Genomic DNA, 23,160 nt, shown 5'->3' with positions numbered 1-23,160 from the left:
GATCAGATTCCCAGCAGCCAGGGCGCCAGCGGAATCGGCAGGCTCAGCGCATATTTGAACAGGAGGATGCAGGCGGTCGACATCGCCACGCTGAAGATGACCAACTCCTTCCATCGCAGGTCGGACGCGGCCAGGCCCGAAATCAGGATGACCAGCGGTCCGGAGACCAGCAGCCCGAGCGAAGGCACGTGGATCGGCCCGATATCAAAGCCACGGATCGTCAGCCCGAAGACGCAGGCGGCGCCCAGCACGAAGAAGACGCCGCGCCAGGACCAGCCGGAGAGCTTTTCGCCGTTGTAGCGCAGCGAGGTGATGCACAGCAGCAGCCCCAGCGTGGCGCAGATCACGGCGAAGGACTTCGGCAGCATGCCCGGCCCGATCTGGCGCAACGTGCCGATCGGCAGGTCGCGGGCCAGCACGAAGGCGAGCCCGGCGAGCAGGATCATGAAGAGCCCGGCGCCCATGTCCTGTGACGAGCGAATGCGCAGGCCGCGCGCCCGTTCCATCTGGTTCAAACTCATCAGGCTCCTCCGACTGCAGACCCGACGAGGCGGGTCGTTCGTTTCAGCTTCGTGACAGGGATGGCGAAGGGCAGGACCTGCCGCTCGTCGATCAGGGTGACGCTCTCGCGCAGGATGGCGAGGAAATCGTCGCGGGCATCGAGCCGCTGCTGCGGCCGCCAGGCGATGCCGACCAGAGCGCCGGGCGGCGGCGGGACGAGCAGCGCGCCGCGCAGCCGGCGCATCGTGACCCCCGGGAAGCTCAGGCGCGACACCCAGTCCGGCGCCAGCGCCATGCCGAGGCCGGCGGCCACCGCAGACATCATCGCCGGCTTCTCGGTCGCCTCGAGGGTGACGTTGGGCACCGCTCCGACGCTCTCGAAATAGGCCATCACCAGATCATAGGCGAAGGGCCGGATCCGCTTGGAGGGCACGACGAAGGGCTCTCCCACGAGATCCTGCATCGTCAGATGCTCGCGCGCCGCCAGCGGATGCGCCTCGTTCAGGACCACGATCGGCCGCTCCACGCGCAGCACCTCGAAGGCGCAGTCGGTCGGCTTGCGCGGCGGCCGGGTCAAGGCGAGGTCGAGCTTGCCGGCTTCCAGCATCTGCACGAGCGGCGCGGTCATCGCCTCCACGAACTTGATCTGGATGCCCGGATAGCGTTCGCGGAAGGCGACGAGCGCCTCGGGAACGAAGCTGGAGGAGGCGGCGTCGATCGCGCCGATGCGCAGCATCTTGCCGGAAGCCAACGAGGCTTCCCGCACGGCGCGGGAGGCGTGGTCCATCCGGGTGAGGATGCTCTTGGCCTCCTCGAGCATGATCAGCCCCGCCCGCGTCAGCGCGACCTGCCGCGTCGTGCGGGTCAGCAGGACACAGCCGAGCTCTTCTTCCAGCGTGCTGATCTGGCGGGAGAGGGCAGGGGGAGCCAGGCCCAGCCGCTCCGCGGCCCGGCCGAAATGAAGCTCCTCCGCCACTGCGATGAAACATCGCAGATGCCTGATGTCCATGGGTGTCCCTCTGGTCCCCTCTGGCGTATCGTTTCCCGATATCTTCCAGTGTTTGTCGCTAGAGCCGATAGCGGCTCATGCCGCGAAAGCCACCCTAGAACAATTCATAATTTTTGGGCAATAAACTCTGGCGTGTCCGGATGTGTCCGGTTCAGCCACGGCGCGGCGCGCGGATGAGGCCGAGCACCCGTCCGTCGATCAGCGCCAGCCCCGCGAAGATCGCCGCCATGCCGGCGAAATGCCGCGGCAGCAGGGTTTCGCCGAGCAGACCCACCCCGAGCAGGATGGCGCTGACCGGGATCAGGAAGGTCACCAGCACGACATTGGTCGGCCCTGCCGAGCGCATGATCCTGAAGAAGATGACATAGGCCAGCGCCGTCGAGACCAGCGCCAGGCCGAGCAGCGCGAACGCCGTCTGAGCCGTGGGCAGGGTCAGGGTCCAGGGCGGGTTGAGCAGGAGCACGATCGGCAGCGTCATCAGCGTCGAGGCGCTGAGTTGCCCCGCCGCACTGACGAGCGGCGGCAAGGCGCGGAACCGGCGGCCGTAGAGTCCCGAGAAGGCGTAGGACACGGTCGCCCCGATGCAGGCGAGCTGCGCCAGCAGGTTGAGCCCGAGCCCCGTCAGCGCGTCCGGCCCGATCAGGATCGCCACCCCCGCGAAGCCCGCGGCGATGCCGGCGATCTTGCGCCCCGTCGCGCGCTCGCCGCCAAAAAGATGCATGACCAGCACCGTGAAGATCGGCGTCATCGCGTTCAGGATCGAGGCGAGCCCGCTCGGGATCTGCTGCTGACCCCAGAGAAACAGGCTGAACGGGATCAGGTTGTTGAGCACGCCCATGCCGAAGAAGGCGAGCCAGAGGCTCCGGCCGACCGCCATCGACAGCCCCGCCAGCCGCACCACGAGCAGCAGCGCGAGCGCCGCCAGCCCGACCCGGACGAGCAGCACCGGCAGCGGCGGCCATTGTGCCAGCGCCAGCGCGTTGAAGAAGAACGAGCCGCCCCACAGGACGGAAAGCCCGGCCAGCATCAGCCAGTCGGGCATGGACATCCGCGCAGGCGCGGCAGGCATGGGCATCGTCATCGCGGCATCTGTCCGTCCCGGACCGTCATCCCGCGTCAGTAGGCTCCGGGTGGCGAGACGGCCACCCGGATTCTGTCCTGCGTCATGCAGATCGAGGGCGCGGCTCAGGCGGCTTCCGCGTCCCGCGCCGTCCACATCGCCTGAAAGGCGGGGCGGGCATGGCAGGCGTCGAGCCAGGCCTTCACATGCGGCGCCGCCGCGAAGAGCTGCGCCGCCGGCTTGGCGTAGCGGATGATCTCGGCGACGTTGATGTCGGCCACCGTGAAGCGCCCGCCCATGACGAAGCCGCCGCCTGCGGCGAGCGCCTTGTCGAGCGCGGCAAAGGGAGTGGGCAGGGCCGCCAGCGCCGCCTCGACGAGCTTCGGGTCGCGCTTCTCCGGCGGATAGGCGGCCATGTGGTAGTTGATGTTGAGCGCATGGCTTTCCACCGCCGTGCTCGCCCAGAGCGACCACATCACCGCCAGCCCCTCCTCCTGCGCATCCTTCGGCGCCAGCGGGCCGCCATGCTTGCGGGCGAGATAGAGGTTGATGGCGAGCGATTCCTGCAGCTTGAACCCGCCATCGTCGATGGCCGGGATCTGCCCCTTCGGATTGACCGCGAGGAACTCCGGGCTCTGCGTATGCATCGGTGCGCCCGGCGCATTCGGGTCGGGCAGGCGGTAGACCTGGATCACCGGGACATGGGTGAAGGTCAGGCCGAGCTCATTGGCCAGCCAGATGTTGCGCGAGGCGCGCGAGCGGTAGCAGCCATAGATCGTCAGGGTCATGGGAAGGCAGCCTTCGGAGGAGGGTTCGAGCGCTCCGGTCTTACAGGAGAGTCGGGGCGGGCGCGAAGGGGGAGGGGGCGTTTCGACCTCGCTTTGCCTTTGCCTCCGGTCGTGCCGACGCCCGATGGGTTTACAGGACAGCTTTTGGCCGGACCATCCTGCAATCGAAGGAGTTCATCGTCGCGGAACAACGGTAGTGAACCAGCAAGGCCGGCTCAGCGGGAGCCGGAGCGATGGAGCGTGCGAAGCCTGAAAAGGGGCCTAGGTCGATACCGGGCCGCGTGAACCGAGCCGAACCAGAGATGGGGAGATGCCATGGCCACCGCCTCAATCACACCGAAACAGTATATCGGCTGGGTGCAACGGTCGCTGAACCGGTTGCTCGGCTGTTCGCTGATCAGCGATGGTATCGACAGCGAGCCGTATCGCGATCAGGTCAAGGAGTTCAAATTCGGCTATGCGCTGGGCCCCTCTGCTCAGGTCGGGGTCGCCGAGCAGAACGCCTTGATCAAAGCCAACCATCTGACGCCCGAATACGTCGCTTGGGCGCAGGCCGCGCTTAACGCTGTCGGCGCCAGCATGGGCGCGCCCATCACCGGGACGATGAGCACGGAAAGCAAGGCCTCGGTGAAATCCTTCCAGGCCTATGAGGGACTGGTCGACGATGGCTGGATCGGTGCCCAGACAGAAGTCAGGCTGATGGCGCGAAGTGGCCTGGTGCCGCCGGGGCATGTAACCGCTGGCACCCCGCCGAAGAAGCCCAAGCCGCCGGTCAAGCCGCCGCAGATCGACCCGCTGCCACCAGAAAAGCGGATGGAGCGGGTCGTCAACGCCATCATCTATGAAATCCAGTTCAAACCGCAGGTCTATCCCAACACGCAGCAGCGCAAGCGCGTCGCCTGCCTGATGTTGAAGATCAAGAAGAAGATCCGCGGCGAGTGGATTGGTGGGAAGCGGGTCGACGACAGCTACATCTCCAAGGGAGGAACGGACTATCCACGCCAATACGCCCTGGGCATGGGGCCCCTGTCATACTCGGGAGGCGCGATCGTCGAGGATCTGGAGTTGAGCGCCGCAGAAACACTTCAGCGCAACATCATGCGGCTGCCACCAAGCAAGCGTACCCAACAGAACGCCATCCGGAAGGTCGTCCTGGCGCTCGATTACGATATCGAAGGCGCGCTGAACTCGATCAGCAATGTCTACAACGTCCATGGCGACAGCAACATGGGCGCCAAGCTTCTCCACGAGTGGGGCATGGCCAAGCAGAAGCGTCCCGAGAGCATCCTGTCCTGTTACAACTGATAGGGCAGGAGCCGATGCCTGGCCGCGAGCGTCTGGTCGGTGCCGACAGAGCGCTACGATCGAACCAGCTGCGCGGCGCTGAGGCGCCCATGGGGCGAGCGTGACGTCCTGCCGCGAGCCCATCGGGCAGAGCCAGAGTAACCCCCCAGCCTAACCTGCCAGCACGCGCTGCGGCGGGAAGGTGATCTCGACCAGCGTGCCTTCCTTCTTGACGGATGTGATCGACATCGCCGCGCGGTTGGCCTCGACCAGCGCCTTGGTCAGCGGCAACCCCAGGCCCGTGCCGCCGGCGCGCCGCGTCGTCGGCACCTGGCGGAAGGGCTCGAGCGCGAGCTCGATTTCCTTGTCGTCCATGCCGATGCCGGTGTCGCGCACGCGCAGGATCGCCTCGCCCTGGTCGCCCAGCGCGGTGGAGATGATCACCTGTCCGCCGGCATCGGTGAACTTCACCGCGTTGGAGAGCAGGTTGATCACGATCTGCCGAATCGAGCGCTGGTCGGCGACGACCGGCGGCAGCTTCGGCGAGAGCCCTGAGCGCAGCACGACGCGGCCGCGCTGCGCCTCCGGCTGCAGCAGGCTGACCGCCGAGAGCGCGATTTCGTTGAGGTTGACGCTGACGAAGTCGAGATCGAGCTTGCCGGCCTCGATCTTGGCGAGGTCGAGCAGGTCGTTGACCAGGCTGATGACGTAGCCGCCCGACTGGTGGATGTCGCGCAGATATTCCTTGTAGCGCTCATTGGCGATCGGCCCGAAGCGCTCCTCTGCCATCACCTCCGCAAAGCCGATGATCGCGTTCAGCGGCGTGCGGATCTCGTGGCTGATCTTGGCCAGCACGTCGGACTTCTGGGCGCTGGCCTTCTCGGCCGCCTTGCGCGCCTCGACCAGCTCGCCTTCCGTCTTCTTCCAGGCGGTAATGTCGCGCAGCACCGCGCAGAAGCGCCGCTCCGTCCCCTCCGCGATCTGGCCCATGGTCATGAACAGCGGGATCTTGCCGCCCTGGCGCACGCGGCCGACGACCTCGCGGCCGTCGTTCATCACCGAGGCGACGCCGCCGCCCTTCAACCCCTCGAGATAGTCCAGCGCAGGCGCATGACTCTCGGCCGCGAAGAGCAGGGTGAACAACTCGCCGGTGACCTCGCGCTGGTCATAGCCGAACAGCGCCTCGGCGGTCTTGTTGAGCGAGAGGATGCGGCCGCGCTCGTCCACTGTGACGACGCCGTCGGTGGCGGTATCGAGCATCGCGACCAGTTCGGCGATGCGCGCGTCGCGGACCCCCGCATCCAGCCGCAGCGCCTCGACCCGGGCGGCGCTTTCGGTGTCCTCGGCCTCGAACTCGGCCGCCAGTTCCGCCTCCTCGGCCTCCTCCGGGGTGAGCGCCTTGACCTCGCCGCCGCCCTTGGGGTGGCGGAAAGCCATCAGCGTCGCCGGCTCGCCCTGCCAGGAAAGGCTGGAGAGCACCGCATCGACCCGGACGAGATGGCCCAGCCGGTCGATCAGGATCATCGCGCCGCCATCGGTGCGGGTCGCCTCCTTGATCAGCCGGCTGACGCCGCCGCCCGAGGCGAGGTCGTCGAGATCGGCATAGTCGAGCAGGTCGAGCATGGTGCGGTTGGCGTAAAGCGCGGTGTCGTCGCGGTTGACCAGCACCGCGATCGGCAGCTTGTCGAGCAGATCCGCATGCGAGTTCGGCAGGCGCCGGGCCGTGGCGACCGGCTCCGGCGCCGGGCTCGCCGGTGCCGCATCGCTCTCGCCCTCGGCGGCCTCGGCCTCGGCCTCCTTCAGCCGCAGCGGTGCGGCGGGCGGCAGGCGGGGCGCGGCCGGCTCGTCGTCGCCGGCAATACGGGCGCCCAGCGCCTTGGCGATCTCGCGGAAGGCGCTGCGCTCAGCCGAGCTGAGATTGGGCTTCGACGGCTCGATGATCGGCCGCACAGGGGTCAGATGGCCGTTGCGCAGCGGCACGATGTTGCCGGACGAAGGAGCGGGAGAGGGCGCGTCCTCGCGTGGCGCGGCGGTGACGGGCACGGGGGCCGGCTTCTCCTCGGCGGGAGCCTCGTCGCCCGGCGGCGGCTCTGGCGTCGCGTTCGTGACGGGGGGCTCTGCCGGCTCCTCCGCCGCGGCGATCGGCTCGGCCGATTCGGGCGCAGGCGGCGGCGCCTCGTCGGCGGCCGTCGCCAATTCCTCGGGCGAGGCGGCCTGTGCCGGCGCGACGACGGCCGCGTCGAGCGCCTCGATGACCTCGGGTTCCGGCGTCTCTATATCCGCCAGGTCGGCCGTCACCGCATCGCCGGCCGCATCCCAGGCGGGGTCCGGTGCGTCCGCAACGGTCTCGACCGCGGGTTGCGTCCCGGCGACCTCGGCCAAGACCGGGAAGGGTTCGCGCGCGCCGGGGCGCGCCAGGCCGAAGCCGCGGAAGCCGGTGATCTGCCGCGCGGCGTCCAGAACCGGAACGCCGGACAGTTCGACCCGTGCACCTTCGCCCGGCGTCGCGGTGAGCCAGAGCACCTCGTGGCCGCTCCAGGTCGTCGTTCCCGTCAGGCGCTCGAGCAGGCCGCCGCTGCGATCCTGCACCACCGGGCCGATCAGATCGGCCCAGGGCCGCCCGACGAGCTGGGCAACCGCATCGGGGCCCGCGAGTTCGGCGAGGTTGGACGAGAGGCTGGTCAGGCGCGCCTGCGCATCGCTCTGCCAGAGGAAACGAACGGCGCGGGCGGGGGCGGTTGCTATCGCCGCCGGCTCCTCGGCCGGCGTCGTCGCAGGCGCCGGCGCCTCGGGCGGGGGCAACGGATCGGCCTCGGGTTGCGGAAGCGCGATCCCCAGCCGCCGGAACTCGGCCGCCGGCACCGCGATCGCCAGGATCGGTGTCCCGTCCGCGGCGGCGACGAGCTTGCAGCCGCAGGTCACCAGCATGGCCGAGAAGCCCGCGGTCAGTCGCAGCCGCTCCAGCCGCAGCCGGTCCGGCGAGGCGAGGCCGCCCGCCAGCAGCGACAGCCTCTGGCGCGTCGTGGCCGGCATCGAGCCGGTTCCGGCCAGCAGCACCCGGGCCGCAGCGTTGGTGAAGCCGGGCTGCGCGGCGTCGCGGTCCCAGAGCAGCAGCGCGCCGCCAGCCGCATAGGATGCGAGAGTCGCATCCTGCGCCGCGCTCGCGCCCAGCCGTGTCCAGTCCTGTCCGGCTTCGCTCATGCCCTGTTGCTCTCGGTTGGCACCCCAAGGCGGCGCCATTATGCCTAACAAAGCCTTAATAGCCGCCAAATCACCGCCGCGCCATGGAGGGAACCGCGCTCTCCCCCGCCGGTTCGAAACAGCGTTAACGGTTGCGGGCGTCGCGGCTATCATTGTCTTTGCGTCGCAACAATGATATTGCACCGCACAATAACAGAGACCGGGCCTTGGCCGGCAGATCCGGCAAGGCAGGCAGTCAGTCAGCGGCGCCGAACAGGAGGACCACCCATGGCGAACAAGACCCCTTACGAAGTTCCCGCCGAGATGCGCGACTTTGCCGAGCGCAGCGTCGAGCAGGCCCGCAAGGCCTTCGACGGCTTCATCGGCGCGGCCACCAAGGCCGTCGATTCCGCGCATGGCTCGGCCGAGACGGCCCGCGTCAGCACGCATGACGCCGCCCGCAAGGCGATCAGCTACGCCGAGAACAACGTCGCGGCCGCCTTCGACCTCGCCCAGAAGCTGGTGCAGTCCAAGGACATCACCGAGGTGATGACGCATCAGTCGGAGTTCATGAAGGCGCAGATGGCTGCCCTCCAGACGCAGCTGAAGGAATTTGGAGCCGCCGCTCAGGAGGTCGCCACCAAGACGGCCGAGACCGTGGCGAAGGCCGCCAAGCCCAAGTAATCGCCCGAACGCCAACGCCTCGGACGCGGCCGCTGCTTCGCGGCGGCCGCTCCTGCGCCGAACTGACCATCCGGACAGCCCCGGCGCGATACTCAAGGACCGGAAGCCGGGCGCAGCGCCCGCCGCACCCTGTCAGCGCCGAAGGAGAACCGTCATGGTCAAGCCCGCACCGACCCGGACCAAGTCCAAAGCCCCCATCAGCCTGTCGCCCGTCAAGGCGTTGTCGGGAACCCTGCCGCCCGAGGCTCCGGCCGCCAAGGCTCCGTCGCCCGCGCCGGTCGCGGCGCCTGCGCCGCAGTCCAAGGTCGAATCGGCTGTGAAACCCGCACCCGCTGCGACGATCCCCGTTGCGGCGCCTGCTGAGGCCAAGCCCGCTGTGGCCAAGCCTGCCGAGCCAAAGCCTGCCCCCGCCGCGCCTGTGGTCGCCAAAGCGGCGCCTGCCGCGCCGGCGGTCGCCAAGCCCGCCTCTGCCAAGCCCGCGGCTGGCAAGACCGAGACACCGAAGGCGCCCGTGAAGATCGCGCCCCGGGCGATCAAGCCGGGCACCACGACCCAGATCGCCTCCACCAAGGTCCGGCGCGAGACGCCGGCCGCGAAGCCGGCCGCCAAGGTCCAGGCGCCCGCATCCACGGCCGCCGTGCCGGCTGCGCCGCCTGCCGTCGCGAAGACCGTCGCCGCTGCGACCGCCGCCGTCGAGACCGTTGCGGCTGCTTCGGCCAAGGTGGCTCAGGCCGCTGCCGAGACCGTGACGCGCACGGTCGACGTGGCCCCGCCGAAGCCCGCCGCTCCGGTCGCCGCCCCTGCGGCTGCGCCCGCTTCGCTGATCGCGACGCCGCTGCCGCGCCCGCCGGAATTCGCCGCCATCGCCTCGACCACGGTGATGACGCAGACGCTGGCGATGGCGAAGGCCTTCGGCGCGCTCCAGGCGAGCATGCTCGACCATGCCTGCGCCGAGCTGAAGGCGACGCTGGGCGACGTCGAGAAACTGGCGCGCACGGACAGTGCCGCCGATGCCGTGGCGCTTCAGGCCAAGGCGGTGCGCCGCTCCTATGATTCCTATTCGGAGCATCTCAAGGAACTGGCGCGGATCGCCAGCAAGGCGGTCGGGCGGGACTGAAACCGGAGCGCGGCGGGCCTCGGCCCGCCTCCTGCAAAAACCCGCGCTTGCCGGGTTGCAATCACGGGGCGTCGGCTCTAGGTTCCGCGCCGCCGCCGATCTCGCGAAAGCGACCGATCGCCAAGCGCCGGGTGCGGGCAGCCATAGCTCAGTTGGTTAGAGCGCTAGATTGTGGATCTAGAGGTCCCCCGTTCAAGCCGGGGTGGCTGTACCACCCGTCCCCACCCGGTTCGCCGCGACGTTCGACCGCCCCGGCGGTGCCGCTGGAACCCTTGAAGCCGCCGCCGTGATCGCCATATCGTCACTCAAGCGGAGGGGCTTCGCCTTCCGCCCGCGGGGCGCCGCCAAGGCGGGCCCCGGCCGATCGGGAGCGCTCTCGCGAGGCTCCGGCACCGTCAGGCAAGGTCCTGGGAATGACGCGTACGCCCAGTCTGTCCCATCCGTTTCTTCTCGGCTTCGACGACATCGAGCGCGCCCTCGACAGGGTCGCCAAGGGCGCCAACGAGGGTTACCCGCCCTACAACATCGAACGGCTCGTCCGTTCGGGTGAGGAGCCCGACCGGCTCCGCATCACGCTCGCCGTCGCGGGCTTCGCGCGGGACCAGCTCGAGATCACGCTGGAGGAAAACCAGCTCACGATCCGGGGTCGCCAGGTCGACGACAAGAGCCGGCAGTTCCTGCACCGCGGCATCGCGGCGCGCCAGTTCCAGCGCAGCTTCCTCCTGGCGGAGGGCATGCAGGTGATGGGAGCCGACCTCTCCAACGGGCTGCTGGCGATCGACCTCGTCCGCCCGGAACCCGAAAGGCTGATCCGGCGTATCGATATCGTGAGCCGCGATGAGCCGGTCTGAACTCTCTGCGGATGCAAGCGCGGTTTTTGCACCCGTTCATGTTTGCAGTCGTATTCTTGTAACCGCACTCGCACTGCTCTGAAGGAGGGCGCGATGAACGAAGACAGCACGATGATCCGGACGACCCCCCTGACCCCGGCCGAATTCGCGGCGCTGGGGACCGGTGAGGTCGCCTATCTCAAGTCGATGACCTCCGACGAGCTGCTGCGGATCTTCCCGCAGGCGCCGGAAATCCAGTCCGGCCTGCAGCTCTTCGCGCTGCTCTCGGCCGATGGCGCGCCGATCCTGGTGACGGATTCCCGCGAGGCGGCCACCGCCAACGCCTGGGAGCACGATCTGCGGATGGTCAGCGTCCACTGACGCGCCCAGGGGGCGGCACTGATGGCTTCAGGGCGCGGTCGCGATCCCCGCGACCGCTGCCTCGAGGCGCTGGAGATCCTGCGCGCCCGACAGGCGGTGATCCCCGTCCCTGACCAGCGTCAGCACGACCGGGTCGCCGCCGAGATGCTCGACGAGCTTGAGGGCTTGGCGCCACGGCACGTCGGGATCCTTCATGCCTTGCAGGATGTGGACGGGACATCCTGTCCTGATCTCCGTCCCGAACATCAGATGGCGGCGACCATCCTCGATCAACGCGCGCGTGATCGGCGTCGGCTCGGGCGAATACTCCGACGGCCGCATCCAGACGCCGTCGCGCAGGATGGTCTGGCGAATCGGCTCGGGCATCTGGGCCCACATCAGATCTTCCGAGAAATCGACCGCCGGCGCGATCAGGACGAGGCCGGAAGGCGCCAGGGCCGTGCCCAGCAGCCGGCGCGCCGCGAGCAGCGCGATCCAGCCACCCATCGATGAGCCGACCAGGATCGGCGGGGCCGCGCAGCGGGCGGCGATGACGGCCAGCGCATCCTCCAGCCAGTGCGACAGCGTCCAGCGCGCAAAATCGCCGTCGCTCTCGCCATGGCCGGCATAGTCGAAGCGCAGGAAGGGCCGGCCGGCCCGTCGTGCCCAGTCGGCGAGCGCTTCGGCCTTGGTCGCGCGCATGTCCGAGCGGAATCCGCCGAGCCAGACGACCGGCACGCCGTCGCCGGGCTGGGACATCACGGCGAGACGGCGCAGTTCCGCGCCCTCGCCGACCTCGAGCCAATGGGGGGCCTCTCGCTCCAACGCAAATCTCCTGTGACGAATCGGGTCCGGCAGGCGAATATAGGCTGCGCATCCGGCCGGCGGGCAGGCATAGTCCTGCCGGACGGATGTGTCGCGGGTCGGCCCGCATTGGTCAGGGGTGGCGTTCCAGAGCGGTGAGTATGTCCTTTCAGCCAGGTGCACATCTCTCCCTGCCCTCGACCGAGTCCCACCCGCTCGTCGGTCGCACGATCCTGCAGATCATCCCGGAGCTCGAGGCGGGCGGCGCCGAGCGCACGGCCGTCGACATCGCGGGCGGGCTGACCGAGGTTGGCGCCCGGGCGCTGGTCGCCACGGAGGGGGGGCGTCTGGTGGCCGAACTCCAGGCCAAGGGCGGCGTCTGGCTGCCCTTTCCGGCCGCGGCCAAGAACCCGCTCGCCATGGCGCTGAACATCCGCAAGCTCACGCTGCTCTGCCGGCACGAGGGGGTCGATCTCATCCATGCGCGCTCGCGGGCGCCGGCCTGGGTCGGGCTCGCCGCGGCCCGGCTGCTGCGCCTGCCCTTCGTCACCACCTATCACGGCTCCTACAACAGCCGCTCGGCGGTGAAGACGCTCTATAATTCGGTGATGGCGCGCGGCGACATCGTCATCGCCAACTCCGCCTATACGGCCGAGCTCATCCTCGCCCGGCATGGTTTCGCTCGGGATCGCATCCGTGTCGTCAACCGGGGCACCAACTTCTCGGCCTTCGCGCCCCAGGCCGTCGCGCCGGAGCGCATCCAGGCGCTGCGCACCGCCTGGGGCATCGGCGCGCATCAGCAGATCGTCCTGCTGCCGGGCCGGCTGACCGGCTGGAAGGGCCAGCGCGTGCTGATCGAGGCCGCCCGCATCCTGCGCGACGGCGGCGACACCGACACCGCCTTTATCCTCGCCGGCGATCCGCAGGGCCGCGACGGCTATGTGAAGGAGCTCGACCAGCTCATCGCCAAGGCGGGCCTCGAGGGCCGCGTGCGCCGCGTCGGCCATTGCTCGGACATGCCGGCCGCCCTGCTGGCCGCGGCCGTCGTCACCGTGCCATCGACGGAGCCGGAAGCCTTCGGCCGCGTCGCCGTCGAGGCCCAGGCCATGGGCACGCCGGTCGTCGTCTCCGATCTCGGCGCCGTGCCGGAAACCGTGCTCGCCCCGCCGCAGACCCCGCCCGGCGAGCGCACCGGCTGGCGCGTCGAGCCCGGCAACGCTGCCGCACTGGCGGAAGCGCTGGCTGGCGCGCTCTCGCTGCGGCCTTCGGCGCGCGACAATCTCGCCCTGCGGGCGCGCCGCCATGTCGAGCGGCACTTCTCGCTCGAGACGATGGTCGCCGAGACCCTCGACGTCTATTGTGCACTGCTGGAGGGGCGGGGCGGCGGCTGAACGCTTCCGCCCTTGCCGAAAACCCGGATCGTCCCGATCTATCGGGTATTCGTCACAGGCAGCCGGCCCTCGTCCATTGACAACGCGCGTCTTTGTGCAATGTGTCTGGCGATGGGCGCCGCGCGCGCCGTTCACAGGAGAATAAAGCCATTCGTCGTCCTTTCCGTGCCGCCCCGACCCCGACCAAGGACGGTCCGCGCTCCAACCGCGACATCCGCGGCGTTCGCGAGGTCCAGCTTATCGACGACACCGGCGCCAATCGTGGCGTGGTGCCGTTCTTCGAGGCATTGAAGATTGCCGAGGATGCCGGTCTCGACCTCGTCGAGATCGCCCCCAACTCCGTGCCTCCGGTCTGCAAGATTCTCGACTACGGTCGCTTCCGCTTCCTGGAGCAGAAGAAGGCCGCAGAGGCGCGCAAGAAGCAGCGCACCATCGAGATCAAGGAGATCAAGCTGCGGCCCGGCATCGACAAGCATGACTACGACGTCAAGATGAAGGCCATGCTCGGCTTCTTCGAGGAGGGCGACAAGGTCAAGGTGACCCTGCGCTTCCGCGGCCGCGAGATGGCCCACCAGGATCTCGGCGTGAAGGTGCTGGAGCGCGTCAAGGCCGATCTCGTCGAGCAGGCGAAGGTCGAGAGTGACTGGCAGCTCGAAGGCCGCCAGATGGTCATGGTGCTGGCGCCGCGCTAACCGCTCGCGCAATGCAATCGGCATCAGGCCCGGCCTCAGTGCCGGGCCTTGTCATGTCGGGGCCCGCGATGCTTGGGTTCGCGCCGTCCCTTCGAGCCCCGAGCCCCTCGCCATGACCAAGCCCAGCCTCACCAGCCAGCGCCGCGATCTCGCCGCCGCCCTGCGCCTCGCCGCCAAGTTCGAGCTGAACGAGGGGATCTGCAACCACTTCTCGGTCGCGCTGCCGGACGGTTCCGACGGCCGGCCGCGTTACCTCATCAACCCCTATGGCGTGCACTGGTCGGAGATGAGGCCCTCCGACCTGCTGCTGATCGACGAGCGCGGCCAGGTTCTGGAAGGGGAGGGCGAGGTCGAGGCCACCGCCCGCAACATCCACATCGCCGCCCACAAGGCCAATCCGCGCCATGTCGCGGTGCTACATGTCCATATGCCCTATGCAACCGCGCTGACCATGGTCGAGGGCGGGCGCCTCGAGATGGCCCATCAGACCGCCTGCCGCTTCCATGGCCGCACGCTCTATGTCGACCATTTCGGGGGGCTGGCGCTGGACGAGAGCGAGGGCGAGGCGATCGTCGCCGCCAACAAGGCCGAAGCCGGGGCCGACATCACTTTCCTCGCCCATCACGGCGTCACCATCGGCGGGCCTTCCGTCGCGGTCGCCTTCGACGATCTCTACTTCCTCGAGCGCGCCTGCCGCCAGCAGGTGCTGGCCATGTCCACCGGCCGGCCGCTGAAACTGATTCCCGACGCCGAGATCGAGGCGACCGCGCGCGAATGGCGCCAGGTGCTGGTCCACCAGTCCGAGAAGCATTTCGAGGCGCTGATGCGCATCGAGGGGCTCTGACCGAGCGTCACTTTCGGGTTCTCGCCGGCCTGGTCCTTGACTAGGGTGGCCGCGAGGGGACCGACGCCTGCGACGGGCGCGGCCGCTGCGGGGGGGGAGTGCCGATGGGGTCGAATGGGGTTGCGGCGGCTTGGGCCGCGCTGGTGCTGGCAGCCATGTCAGCGGGGTCGCTCGGGGCCCAGACGCCCGCGCCCGCCCAGAGCCCGGCGCCGGCCAGGCCCGACGAGACCAGGCTTGAGCTGAAGCTGTTCGACAAGGCCGAGGTCGACCGCTCGAAGGGCTGCTCGGTCGCGCTGTGGCAGGCCAACCGCGATCCCGACAAGGACCGCTACGCCTTCATCTTCACCGAAGCGCTGACCGGCCAGAATCATGCCCGCCAGCCCGCGCGCATCAAGGTCGGCGAGAAGGTCCTGCTGATGACGCGCGTGGCGATCGGCGGCAAGGTCGGCGGCTACGGCCTCTACCCCTACCAGCTCTACAGGCTCGGCGAGGGCGACGGCTTTGCGGTGCTCGACCTCAAGCTCGGCGAGATCGAGGGCGAGGCGGTCGAGATCGAGAGCGGTACGCTGACCGTGTCGATGCCCGGCAAGCAGCAGGCGCGCGTGACCGTGAAGGGCGGGGCCGGCTGCATGACTGCCCCCGCCACGGCATCGCCTCCGGCGGCCCCGCCGGCGGCTGCGGCTGACCCCGCCGGTCTGGACGGCGTCTTCAGCCGCTACGCCGTGAGGCCGGCCCAGATTCCGCGCACGCTGCCCGCGCTGCTCAAGAGCCGCTTCGGCTGCGACCCGGAGATGCTGAAGACCGGCGTCACCGGCTTCCAGATGTCGGAGGAATCGGCGATCTGGCAGCTGCCCTGTCAGCGCTTCAACATCCAGGCGAACGCCGTCTATGCGCTGGTCTATCTGCCGGAGCCGGCGCAGAACCTCCGCTTCCTGAGCTTCAAGGCACCGCCCGGCAAGAAGCGCACGAGCGCGCCCGCCGAGCTGATGTCGCCGGAATGGAACGTCAAGACCCGCACCGTCACCGGCACCGCGCTCGGCCGCAGCGAGGGCGATTGCGGGGTGTATGAGCGCCACCGTGTCGGGCCCGACGGCGAGTTCGTCCTGGTCGAGTACCGCGAGAAGGTGGCCTGCGACGGCAAGGCGAGCAAGCCCGAGCAGTTCCCGCTCGTGTATCGCGGGCGCTGAATGCTGGAGATGACGTAAAGGCAGGTGGGTTGCAGCGCCCCTCATGCGGGCTTCCTGCTTGAAATTTGAGCACGAACACCTGAGCGGGCGGATGCGAATCACCGCGCTTGGTGATCTTCTTCCGCGCGCATCACGTCCGGCTGGCCGTGTGTGCTCGCGTCCCTCGTCCGGTGCCGTGCCGGCGGGCGACGGCCTACCGGAGGCGCCTGCCCTTGCCTACGCTACAGACGGGACCTGCGATCGATCCGGCGCTGGCCGGCCTGATCCGGCACATGCGGGCGATCGACGATTACCGGCAGGTCTTCGACCGGCTGCAGGCCTCCTGGGACACGCTGACCCTGCTCGGGCAGCTTTCGGGCAACGCCACCGAGATGTCGGGCACGCGTTCGGCCTTCGAGACGCTGACCGCGAGCCTGCTCGGCCATCTCGCCAAGGAAACACGCGACAAGGCGATGACCGATCTGCGCATCAAGGCGCAGAACGCCATCGACGTGCTGGTCCGCAACCTGTTCGAGCGCACGGCCGATATCGGCTTCCTCGCCGCCGACACCGACATCCGCGAGATGCTGGAGGCGCCGGTCTCGCCCGAGGCGCGCGCGACGATCGAGGCGCGCTTCCGCGACTATGTCGCGAAATACTCGGTCTATTCCGATATCGTGCTGGTCGACCGCGAGGGCGCGATCCGCGCCCGCCTGGCGTCCCATCCCGCGCAGGAGGCCCGCCACCCGATCGTAACGGAGGCGCTGACCTCCACCGGCGCCTATGTCGAGCATTACGGGCTTATCGACTTCGTCGCGGACGAGAAGGCGCTGGTCTATGCCTGGCGCGTCGAGGATGCGGCCAAGCGCCCGCTCGGCGTCCTCGTCCTCGTCTTCCGGCTGGCTGACGAGATGGCGGGCATCTTCCGCAAGCTCTTGCCCGAGCATGACTGGACCGTGCTGGCCTGCGTCTCGCCGGAGGGTGACGTCGTCGCCGGCTCCTGCCCGATCCAGTTGCCGGCGGGGCTGAAGCTCTCGCCCTCCGCGCTTCAGGGGCGCGACCCGGTGATCCGGCTGGGCGGACGGCAATATCTTGCCATGGCCTGCCAAACATCGGGCTATCAGGGCTATATGGGGCCGGGCTGGCTCGGTCTCGGGCTGATTCCGCTCGAGGCGGCGTTCGACCAGGACGATGGCGAACTCGGCAAGGGCATCGGCGAGGATCTGCTCGCGGCGGTCACCAGCCGGGCCGGGCTGTTCTCGGGCGAGTTGCGCAACGTCTCCCGCCAGGCGGCGGCGATCCAGGGCGATCTCAACCGCGCGGTCTGGAACGGCTCGATCCGCCAGGCCGGCTCGACCGCCGCCAACGCCGCCTTCTCGAAGATCCTGCTCTGGGAGATCTCCAGCGCGGGGCGCAAGACGCAGGCCGTCTGCGATGCCTCGATCGGGGATCTCCACCGCACCGTCGTCGCCGCGATCATGGAGAAGTGCCGCTCGCGCGCCGCCTTCGCGATCGACGTGATGGACCGCAATCTTTACGAGCGCGCCAATGACTGCCGTTGGTGGGCGCTGAATGCGAGCTTTGCCCGCGTCCTGGCAGCGCCTTCGCCCGAGGGCCGCAGGCTCTGCGGCGAGATCCTCGCCACCATCAACGCGCTCTACACCGTCTACAGCAACCTCATCCTGTTCGATGCGCAGGGCATTGTCGTTGCCGTGTCGCAGCCTTCGCAAGCGCATCTCGTCGGGCAGACGCTCGAGGCCGAATGGGTGGGCCGCACGCTCGCTTTGCGCACCGGCCAGCATTACGCCGTCTCCGCCTTCGAGCCGACGCCGCTTTATGACGAGGCGGAGACGCTGATCTACACAGCGGCCGTCCAGAGCCCGGCCGGGGGGCGGGCGCTCGGCGGCATCGCCATCGTCTTCGACTCGACACCGCAATTTTCGGCGATCCTCGCCGATTCCCTGCCCACCGACGAGGAGGGCGCCGCCCTGCCGGGCGCCTTCACGCTGCTGGTCGGCGGCGATGGCCGGATCATCTCCTCCAGCGATCCGCGCTTCGCCGTGGGCGCGCAAAGCCCGCTCCCGATCGACGCCGCGGCGCTCGAGCGCGATGGCGATCTCGCCGGCATCCGCAGCTTCGAGGGCAAGCACATGGCCGTCGGCGCCGCGCTCTCCAAGGGCTATCGCGAATACAAGACCAGCGACGGCCACCGCGCCGATGTCGTGGCGATCTGCGCCGTGCCGCTCGGCGAGGTCGCGGCCGACAGCGCGGCCCGCCCGGCGGCGGGCGTCGCCTCGGTGGCGCTGGCCGCGCAGAAGCCCGCCGACGGGGTCGAGGCCTTCGAGGTCGCGACCTTCCATATCGGCCGCCACTGGCTCGGCGTCCCCGCCCGCGACGTCATCGAGGCCGTCGATATCGCCGGCCTCAAGCCCTCGGCCAAGAAGGCGGGAGACGGCCTGCTCGCCGGCTACAAACTGCATGAGGGCCAGCCGGTGCCCGTGCTGCGTCTCGCCCGGCTGCTCGGCATTCCCGACGCCTCCTCCGAGGAGCAGCAGATCGTCATCGTGCGCGCCGCCGGCCGCACGCTGGGCCTGATCGTCGACGCGCTCGGCATCATCCCCGAGATCGCGGCCTCCGAACTGCAGCCCCTGCGCGACCTGACCTCGAAGACCGATGTTCCCGCGCTCGGCGTCGTCGCGACCCGCAACGCCCGCGGCGAGCCGGGGGGCATGCTGATGCTGCTCGACGTCGACCGCCTCGGCGCCAGGCTCCAGGGCGAGGGCGGGCCGGCGCTCGTCCAGGCGGCGGAGTAGGGCGGGGCGGCCGGGCCCGCCCGCACCCCCGCGCTTGCCAGCCTGCACCTTTTCTGTCATACGCGCGGCCTTCGATCGCCCGGCTGATAAGGGCTGCCGTGGCGGTCGATCTTTGCTTCCCGCAAGCAAACATGAAGCGGCGCCGTTTGCGCGCTCGCGACCTATGAGGAGCGAAAATGCCCAAGATCAAGACGAAATCGGCCGCTAAGAAGCGGTTCAAGATCACCGGAACCGGCAAGGTGCTCTACGCCCAGGCTGGAAAGCGTCACGGGATGATCAAGCGGACCAACAAGCAGCTCCGCAATCACCGCGGCACCAACGTCCTCTTCGAGGGCGATGCGGCCAACGTGAAGAAGTATTTCCTCCCCAACGGCTGACGCCCTCTAACCTTTCCGGAGATCGAACATGGCTCGCGTGAAACGGGGCGTAACGTCCCATGCCAAGCACAAGAAGACACTCAAGGCCGCCAAGGGCTTCTATGGCCGCCGCAAGAACACGATCCGCGCCGCCAAGGCGGCCGTCGATCGCTCGATGCAGTACGCCTATCGCGACCGCAAGAACAAGAAGCGCTCCTTCCGCGCGCTCTGGATCCAGCGGCTGAACGCGGCGGTGCGCGAGCACGGCCTGGTCTACTCGATGTTCATCAACGGCCTGCACAAGGCCGGCATCGAGCTCGACCGCAAGACCCTGTCGGCGATGGCCATCGACGACGCCGCCTCCTTCACGGCGGTGGTCGAGGCCGTCAAGGCCGCGCTCGGCACCGAGGCGGAAGCCAAGGCCGCCTGAGCTTTCGGGCCCTGACGAGATACGAAAAAAGGCCGGCAGCGATGCCGGCCTTTTTTTCGTTTGCTCACTGCGTCATTCTCGGGCGTAGCGAAGCGAAGACCCGAGAATCTGGTTCAGGTCATGCTCGGGTCTTCGCCCGAGCATGACGCGGATGCTCACGTCTGCACGTCATCCTCCGTCGCCGGCCGCCAGTTGTCGCCCGCGCCCTCGACGATGCGGGCATAAGCCTCCGCCGGTGTATCCGCATAGGCGAAGAGGGCGAGGTCCTGCGCGCGGATCAGCCCGGCCTTCGCCATCACCTCGAGGTTCAGCAGCGCCTGCCAATAGGCGCGGTCATAGAGCACGATCGGCACCGGGCGCATCTTGCCGGTCTGCACCAGCGTCAGCAGCTCGAACAACTCGTCGAGCGTGCCGAAGCCGCCGGGGAAGACCACCAGCGCGGCTGCCCGCATCGCCAGATGCATCTTGCGCATCGCGAAATAATGGAAGCGGAAGGTCAGATCGGGCGTCGACCAGGCATTGGGCTCCTGCTCGTGCGGGAGCGTGATGTTGAAGCCGATCGAGAGCGCGCCGGCCTCCGTCGCACCGCGATTGGCGGCTTCCATGATGCCGGGCCCGCCGCCGGTGGCGATGACATGATCGCGCCCGAGATCGCTCGCCGCCAGCGCCCCGCCGCGCTCCGAGGCGAGCCGGGCGAAGGCGCGCGCCGCCTCGTACCAGGGATCACCCTCGCCGACCCTTGCCGAGCCGAAGACGACGATGGTCGAGAGGATACCGCGGGCGCGTAAGTGGTCCTCGGCCTTCTGGTATTCGAGCATGAAGCGGGCGCCGCGCGTCGAATCGCCGAGGATGAAGTCGGGGTCGAGCGCCGCGAGGCGGTAGGAGGGCGAGGTCTTCTGGGCCGTGCTGTCGGGCTTGTCTGTGGTGTCGGGCATGTCTTGCGAATCCGGTGGGGCTGTCCCAGCCTTACGCCAGATAGCCCCGCAATACGGCCACCATGCGATCCGCGCCGGTCTTGTGCGGGAGAAGCGTCAGGAAGCGCCCCTCGCGATCCATCAGATAGGTCAGCGAGCCATGGTCCACGCTGTGCTCGCCCGCGCCGTGATGCGGCAGCGTCAGCTTGCGGCGATGCACCTTGTAGGCCTTCGCCACCGCCGCGATCTGCGCCTCGCTGCCGGTGAGCCCGATCAGGCGGGGATGGAAGGCGCCGACATAGGCCGCCAGCACCGCCGGCGTGTCATGGGCGGGATCGACCGTGACGAAGAGCGGCGCGACGCGTTCCGCCAGCGGGCCGAGCCCGTCCAGCGCCTGCGCGATCGTCGGCAGGTCGATCGGGCAGGTGTCGGTGCAGCGCGTGAAGCCGAAATAGAGCAGCATGAACCGGCCGCGATAGTCGCCATCGCTGACGGCCTTGCCGCTGTGATCCACCAACACAAACGGTCCGCCGAAGCGTCCCGCCAGCGGATCGGGCCGGGGGGAGGGCGCGGCATGGCCGGAATGGCCGTGATGCTGCGCCAGCGCCGGCAGGCTCCAGCCGGCGGCGAGCCCGGCCAGCAGAGCGCGTCGCGTCGGGCTTGCCCGCATCCTCGCGCTCAGGGCTTCGGCTTGGGCACGAGGCCCTTGATGCCGAGCGGGCCGGTCTCGGCGATGATCGCATTCGACTCCGGATCGGCGCGCCACCATTCCGGCGCGGCGCCGTTGCGGGCCTCCCACTGCGTCTTGAAGCGCTCGGTCGGCGTGAACGGAGCGGTGCTGCCAGCCTCCCGGACGCCCTGCGCGAAGAACAGAGTGATCGCCGGGTTCTCGATCAGGAGCCCGTCGGCCTCGACCTCCCGGCCGCAGAAGCCGGCGAGATCGGGCGCAGCCCCGGCGAAATCGACCTGACCCTTGCCGACCAGCCGGAAGCGGCCATCCGCCTCGAGGATGCCGAGCTGGCGCTTGCCAGCGCCGCAATCGGGCGCGCAGACGCCCTTGAGATGGCACAGCGCCTCGACGACGCGGCCCTTCAGCACGACCGGCTTTTCATGCGGGATGCCCCAGGGCTCGGCGGCCTGGGCGACGGCTGGAGCGAATGCGGCCAGTACCGCGACGCCAAGCCCCGCTGCGATCCTGAGGATGAAGGCTGTCGAGATACGCATCGCCTCAGTTCCCGAACGGCTGGATGCCGTGCTCGTCATGGGTCAGGTTGATCACGCCCTTGTCGTCGGCGATCTTGTCGACCAGCAGGTATTTCACGCCATCGCGTTCCAGCAATTCGCCGTCCACCGTGACCTCATGCGCCATCAGCCTCGCGATGCGCGGATTGGCGACGCTGTCGTTGTCGTCCCCGATGCGGAGGATCAGGTAGAGCGCGCCCTGCGCATCGCGGATCGCGACGGGAATGCCGCCGAGCGCGCACCAGACGGCGCATTGGTGATGGGCGCTGCCCCTGGCGAACATCAGCCCGCTGACCGTGCACCAGCTGTCGGCGATCTCGCCGGTAACGGTGACGCGCGCCCCATCCTGGGCCAGGGCCGGCCCGGCAAGGCCGATCGCCAGCAGCACAGCGGCGATCGTGGCGCGCAGCGGGCGCCACAGGGCCAGTTTCGGACGCGATTGCGACAGGCCTGTCATGATGCGGTGCCCATCATCGTCAAACCTCCCGGTTTTGCGCGCGCCGGCCTGCTTTGCCGGCGTGATTGCCTCTAGCATCGTGGCGGGTGACACCCTAGAAGATGCCTCGCAAACGGACCAGAGCAGGCATGAACGAGATCGATCACTTGGGCGCGAGCCTTCTTGCCGAGATTGCCGAGGCGCAGGACGAAGCCGCGCTGGAGCAGGTCAGGATCGGCGCGCTCGGCAAGGCCGGCTCGATCTCGGCCCTGCTGAAGACGCTGGGCGGGATGACGCCCGACGAGCGCAAGGAGAAGGGGCCGCTGATCAACGGCCTGCGCGACCAGGTCCAGACGGCGCTGTCGGCCCGCAAGGAGGCGCTGGCCGAGGCCGCGCTCGAGGCCAGGCTCGCCTCCGAGACGATCGACGTTTCGCTGCCGGTGCGCGAGGGGCCCGAAGCCCGCGGGCGCATCCACCCGATCAGCCAGGTCATCGACGAGATCACCGCGATTTTCGGCGACATGGGCTTCTCGATCGCCGAAGGGCCCGATGTCGAGACCGACGACCTCAACTTCACCAAACTGAACTTCCCCGTCGGCCATCCGGCCCGCGAGATGCATGACACCTTCTTCTTTGCGCCTGACACGAATGGCGAGCGCAAGCTCCTGCGCACCCACACCTCCCCGGTCCAGGTCCGCACCATGCTGGCCTCGCCCCCGCCGATCCGCGTGATCTGTCCGGGCCGCACCTACCGGATGGATTCCGACCAGACGCATACGCCGATGTTCCACCAGGTCGAGGGGCTGGTGATCGACAAGAAGGCCCATATGGGCCACCTGAAGTGGATCCTCGAGGAGTTCTGCAAGGCGTTCTTCGAGATCGACACGGTCAAGATGCGCTTCCGGCCCTCCTTCTTCCCCTTCACCGAGCCCTCGGTCGAGGTCGACATCCAGTGCTCGCGCAAGGGCGGCGAGATCCGTTTCGGCGAGGGCGAGGACTGGCTCGAGATCCTCGGCTGCGGCATGGTCCATCCGAACGTGCTGCGCAATTGCGGGCTCGACCCGGAAACCCATCAGGGCTTCGCCTGGGGCATGGGCATCGACCGCATCGCCATGCTGAAATACGGCATGCCGGACCTGCGCCCCTTCTTCGAGGCGGATGTGCGCTGGCTCAGTCATTACGGCTTCCGCCCGCTCGACCTGCCGACGCTGACCGGCGGCCTCTCCGCGTGAGTGCCGCCGCCAACCGGAGGGCTATGT

Annotated in this window: 23 protein-coding genes and 1 tRNA gene; 14 read left to right on the top strand and 10 right to left on the bottom strand. The window is 68.7% G+C overall.

Features of this window, described 5'->3' with window-relative positions; translation table 11 throughout:
* Positions 1-2: 2 nt before the first annotated feature.
* The 4 genes from SJY11_RS20345 to SJY11_RS20330 all read right to left on the bottom strand — a co-directional run bounded on the left by SJY11_RS20345 (position 3) and on the right by SJY11_RS20330 (position 3,358).
* Positions 3-521 (bottom strand): tripartite tricarboxylate transporter TctB family protein, encoded by a 519-nt coding sequence (locus tag SJY11_RS20345; protein WP_376988562.1) that lies wholly within the window; start codon positions 519-521, stop codon positions 3-5.
* The gene (locus tag SJY11_RS20340; RefSeq protein ID WP_376988561.1) at positions 521-1,510 is read right to left on the bottom strand and encodes a LysR family transcriptional regulator; all 990 of its coding nucleotides are present in this window, start codon (positions 1,508-1,510) and stop codon (positions 521-523) included. Before SJY11_RS20340 ends, SJY11_RS20345 begins: the two co-directional genes overlap by 1 nt.
* Positions 1,511-1,661: 151 nt before the next feature.
* Entirely contained in the window at positions 1,662-2,579 is a 918-nt protein-coding gene (locus tag SJY11_RS20335) for a DMT family transporter (RefSeq protein ID WP_376988560.1), read from the bottom strand.
* A 116-nt stretch (positions 2,580-2,695) separates the two neighbouring features.
* Positions 2,696-3,358 carry a glutathione S-transferase family protein gene (locus SJY11_RS20330; RefSeq protein ID WP_376988559.1) on the bottom strand — a complete coding sequence of 221 codons (663 nt, stop codon included), beginning with the start codon at positions 3,356-3,358 and terminating at the stop codon, positions 2,696-2,698.
* Between the two features lie 315 nt (positions 3,359-3,673).
* Between SJY11_RS20330 and SJY11_RS20325 the strand changes: the two genes are divergently transcribed.
* Positions 3,674-4,663, top strand: coding sequence for a peptidoglycan-binding domain-containing protein (locus SJY11_RS20325; protein WP_376988558.1), 990 nt, complete (start codon positions 3,674-3,676; stop codon positions 4,661-4,663).
* 150 nt (positions 4,664-4,813) lie between these two features.
* Here the strand turns inward: SJY11_RS20325 and SJY11_RS20320 are convergent, their stop codons facing one another.
* Positions 4,814-7,843 carry an ATP-binding protein gene (locus SJY11_RS20320; RefSeq protein ID WP_376988557.1) on the bottom strand — a complete coding sequence of 1,010 codons (3,030 nt, stop codon included), beginning with the start codon at positions 7,841-7,843 and terminating at the stop codon, positions 4,814-4,816.
* Positions 7,844-8,110: 267 nt separating this feature from the next.
* Between SJY11_RS20320 and SJY11_RS20315 the strand changes: the two genes are divergently transcribed.
* The 5 genes from SJY11_RS20315 to SJY11_RS20295 all read left to right on the top strand — a co-directional run bounded on the left by SJY11_RS20315 (position 8,111) and on the right by SJY11_RS20295 (position 10,834).
* Positions 8,111-8,506, top strand: a complete 396-nt coding sequence (locus tag SJY11_RS20315) for a phasin (protein ID WP_376988556.1) — start codon at positions 8,111-8,113, stop codon at positions 8,504-8,506.
* Between the two features lie 154 nt (positions 8,507-8,660).
* Positions 8,661-9,623 carry a phasin family protein gene (locus tag SJY11_RS20310; protein ID WP_376988555.1) on the top strand — a complete coding sequence of 321 codons (963 nt, stop codon included), beginning with the start codon at positions 8,661-8,663 and terminating at the stop codon, positions 9,621-9,623.
* Between the two features lie 137 nt (positions 9,624-9,760).
* Positions 9,761-9,837 (top strand) — tRNA-His (locus SJY11_RS20305).
* Positions 9,838-10,036: 199 nt separating this feature from the next.
* Complete coding sequence (locus tag SJY11_RS20300) at positions 10,037-10,474, top strand: Hsp20 family protein (protein WP_376988554.1); 438 nt, start codon at positions 10,037-10,039, stop codon at positions 10,472-10,474.
* A 93-nt stretch (positions 10,475-10,567) separates the two neighbouring features.
* A complete protein-coding gene (locus SJY11_RS20295; protein WP_305692911.1) occupies positions 10,568-10,834 on the top strand; it encodes a BQ00720 family protein in 267 nt (88 codons plus the stop codon).
* A 27-nt stretch (positions 10,835-10,861) separates the two neighbouring features.
* On the opposite strand, the gene SJY11_RS20290 is transcribed toward SJY11_RS20295, so the two are convergent.
* Complete coding sequence (locus SJY11_RS20290; RefSeq protein WP_376988553.1) at positions 10,862-11,638, bottom strand: alpha/beta hydrolase; 777 nt, start codon at positions 11,636-11,638, stop codon at positions 10,862-10,864.
* Between the two features lie 140 nt (positions 11,639-11,778).
* On the opposite strand from SJY11_RS20290, the gene SJY11_RS20285 reads away from it, so the two are divergent.
* From SJY11_RS20285 to rplT, 7 genes are all read left to right on the top strand, one after another.
* Positions 11,779-13,008, top strand: a complete 1,230-nt coding sequence (locus SJY11_RS20285) for a glycosyltransferase family 4 protein (protein ID WP_376988552.1) — start codon at positions 11,779-11,781, stop codon at positions 13,006-13,008.
* 149 nt (positions 13,009-13,157) lie between these two features.
* Positions 13,158-13,700, top strand: coding sequence for a translation initiation factor IF-3 (gene infC / locus SJY11_RS20280; RefSeq protein WP_376989382.1), 543 nt, complete (start codon positions 13,158-13,160; stop codon positions 13,698-13,700).
* Positions 13,701-13,812: 112 nt separating this feature from the next.
* Positions 13,813-14,544 (top strand): aldolase, encoded by a 732-nt coding sequence (locus tag SJY11_RS20275; protein ID WP_376988551.1) that lies wholly within the window; start codon positions 13,813-13,815, stop codon positions 14,542-14,544.
* 155 nt (positions 14,545-14,699) lie between these two features.
* A complete protein-coding gene (locus tag SJY11_RS20270; protein WP_376988550.1) occupies positions 14,700-15,731 on the top strand; it encodes a DUF1176 domain-containing protein in 1,032 nt (343 codons plus the stop codon).
* A 212-nt stretch (positions 15,732-15,943) separates the two neighbouring features.
* A complete protein-coding gene (locus tag SJY11_RS20265; RefSeq protein WP_376988549.1) occupies positions 15,944-18,523 on the top strand; it encodes a chemotaxis protein CheW in 2,580 nt (859 codons plus the stop codon).
* A gap of 176 nt (positions 18,524-18,699) precedes the next feature.
* On the top strand, positions 18,700-18,900 hold the full coding sequence (gene rpmI, locus SJY11_RS20260) for a 50S ribosomal protein L35 (protein ID WP_056795558.1): 201 nt from the start codon (positions 18,700-18,702) through the stop codon (positions 18,898-18,900).
* Positions 18,901-18,928: 28 nt separating this feature from the next.
* Positions 18,929-19,309: a 50S ribosomal protein L20 gene (gene rplT, locus SJY11_RS20255; protein WP_326907697.1), complete on the top strand. Its 381-nt coding sequence runs from the start codon at positions 18,929-18,931 to the stop codon at positions 19,307-19,309.
* A gap of 155 nt (positions 19,310-19,464) precedes the next feature.
* Here the strand turns inward: rplT and SJY11_RS20250 are convergent, their stop codons facing one another.
* The 4 genes from SJY11_RS20250 to SJY11_RS20235 are packed head-to-tail and all read right to left on the bottom strand — an operon-like array spanning position 19,465 to position 21,922.
* Positions 19,465-20,244: an LOG family protein gene (locus SJY11_RS20250; protein ID WP_376988548.1), complete on the bottom strand. Its 780-nt coding sequence runs from the start codon at positions 20,242-20,244 to the stop codon at positions 19,465-19,467.
* 31 nt (positions 20,245-20,275) lie between these two features.
* Positions 20,276-20,893 carry an SCO family protein gene (locus SJY11_RS20245; RefSeq protein WP_376988547.1) on the bottom strand — a complete coding sequence of 206 codons (618 nt, stop codon included), beginning with the start codon at positions 20,891-20,893 and terminating at the stop codon, positions 20,276-20,278.
* An 8-nt stretch (positions 20,894-20,901) separates the two neighbouring features.
* A complete protein-coding gene (locus SJY11_RS20240; protein WP_376988546.1) occupies positions 20,902-21,447 on the bottom strand; it encodes a hypothetical protein in 546 nt (181 codons plus the stop codon).
* A 4-nt stretch (positions 21,448-21,451) separates the two neighbouring features.
* A complete protein-coding gene (locus SJY11_RS20235) occupies positions 21,452-21,922 on the bottom strand; it encodes a hypothetical protein (RefSeq protein WP_376988545.1) in 471 nt (156 codons plus the stop codon).
* 128 nt (positions 21,923-22,050) lie between these two features.
* Here SJY11_RS20235 and pheS point away from each other — a divergent pair, with 128 nt between their 5' ends.
* Positions 22,051-23,133 (top strand): phenylalanine--tRNA ligase subunit alpha, encoded by a 1,083-nt coding sequence (gene pheS, locus SJY11_RS20230; RefSeq protein WP_376988544.1) that lies wholly within the window; start codon positions 22,051-22,053, stop codon positions 23,131-23,133.
* Positions 23,134-23,160: the final 27 nt, after the last annotated feature.

Source organism: Allobosea sp. R86505 (assembly GCF_042466375.1).
GTDB lineage: Bacteria > Pseudomonadota > Alphaproteobacteria > Rhizobiales > Beijerinckiaceae > Allobosea.
Note: the sequence above shows the minus strand (reverse complement) of the source record. Positions and strands in the feature narration are given on the sequence as shown.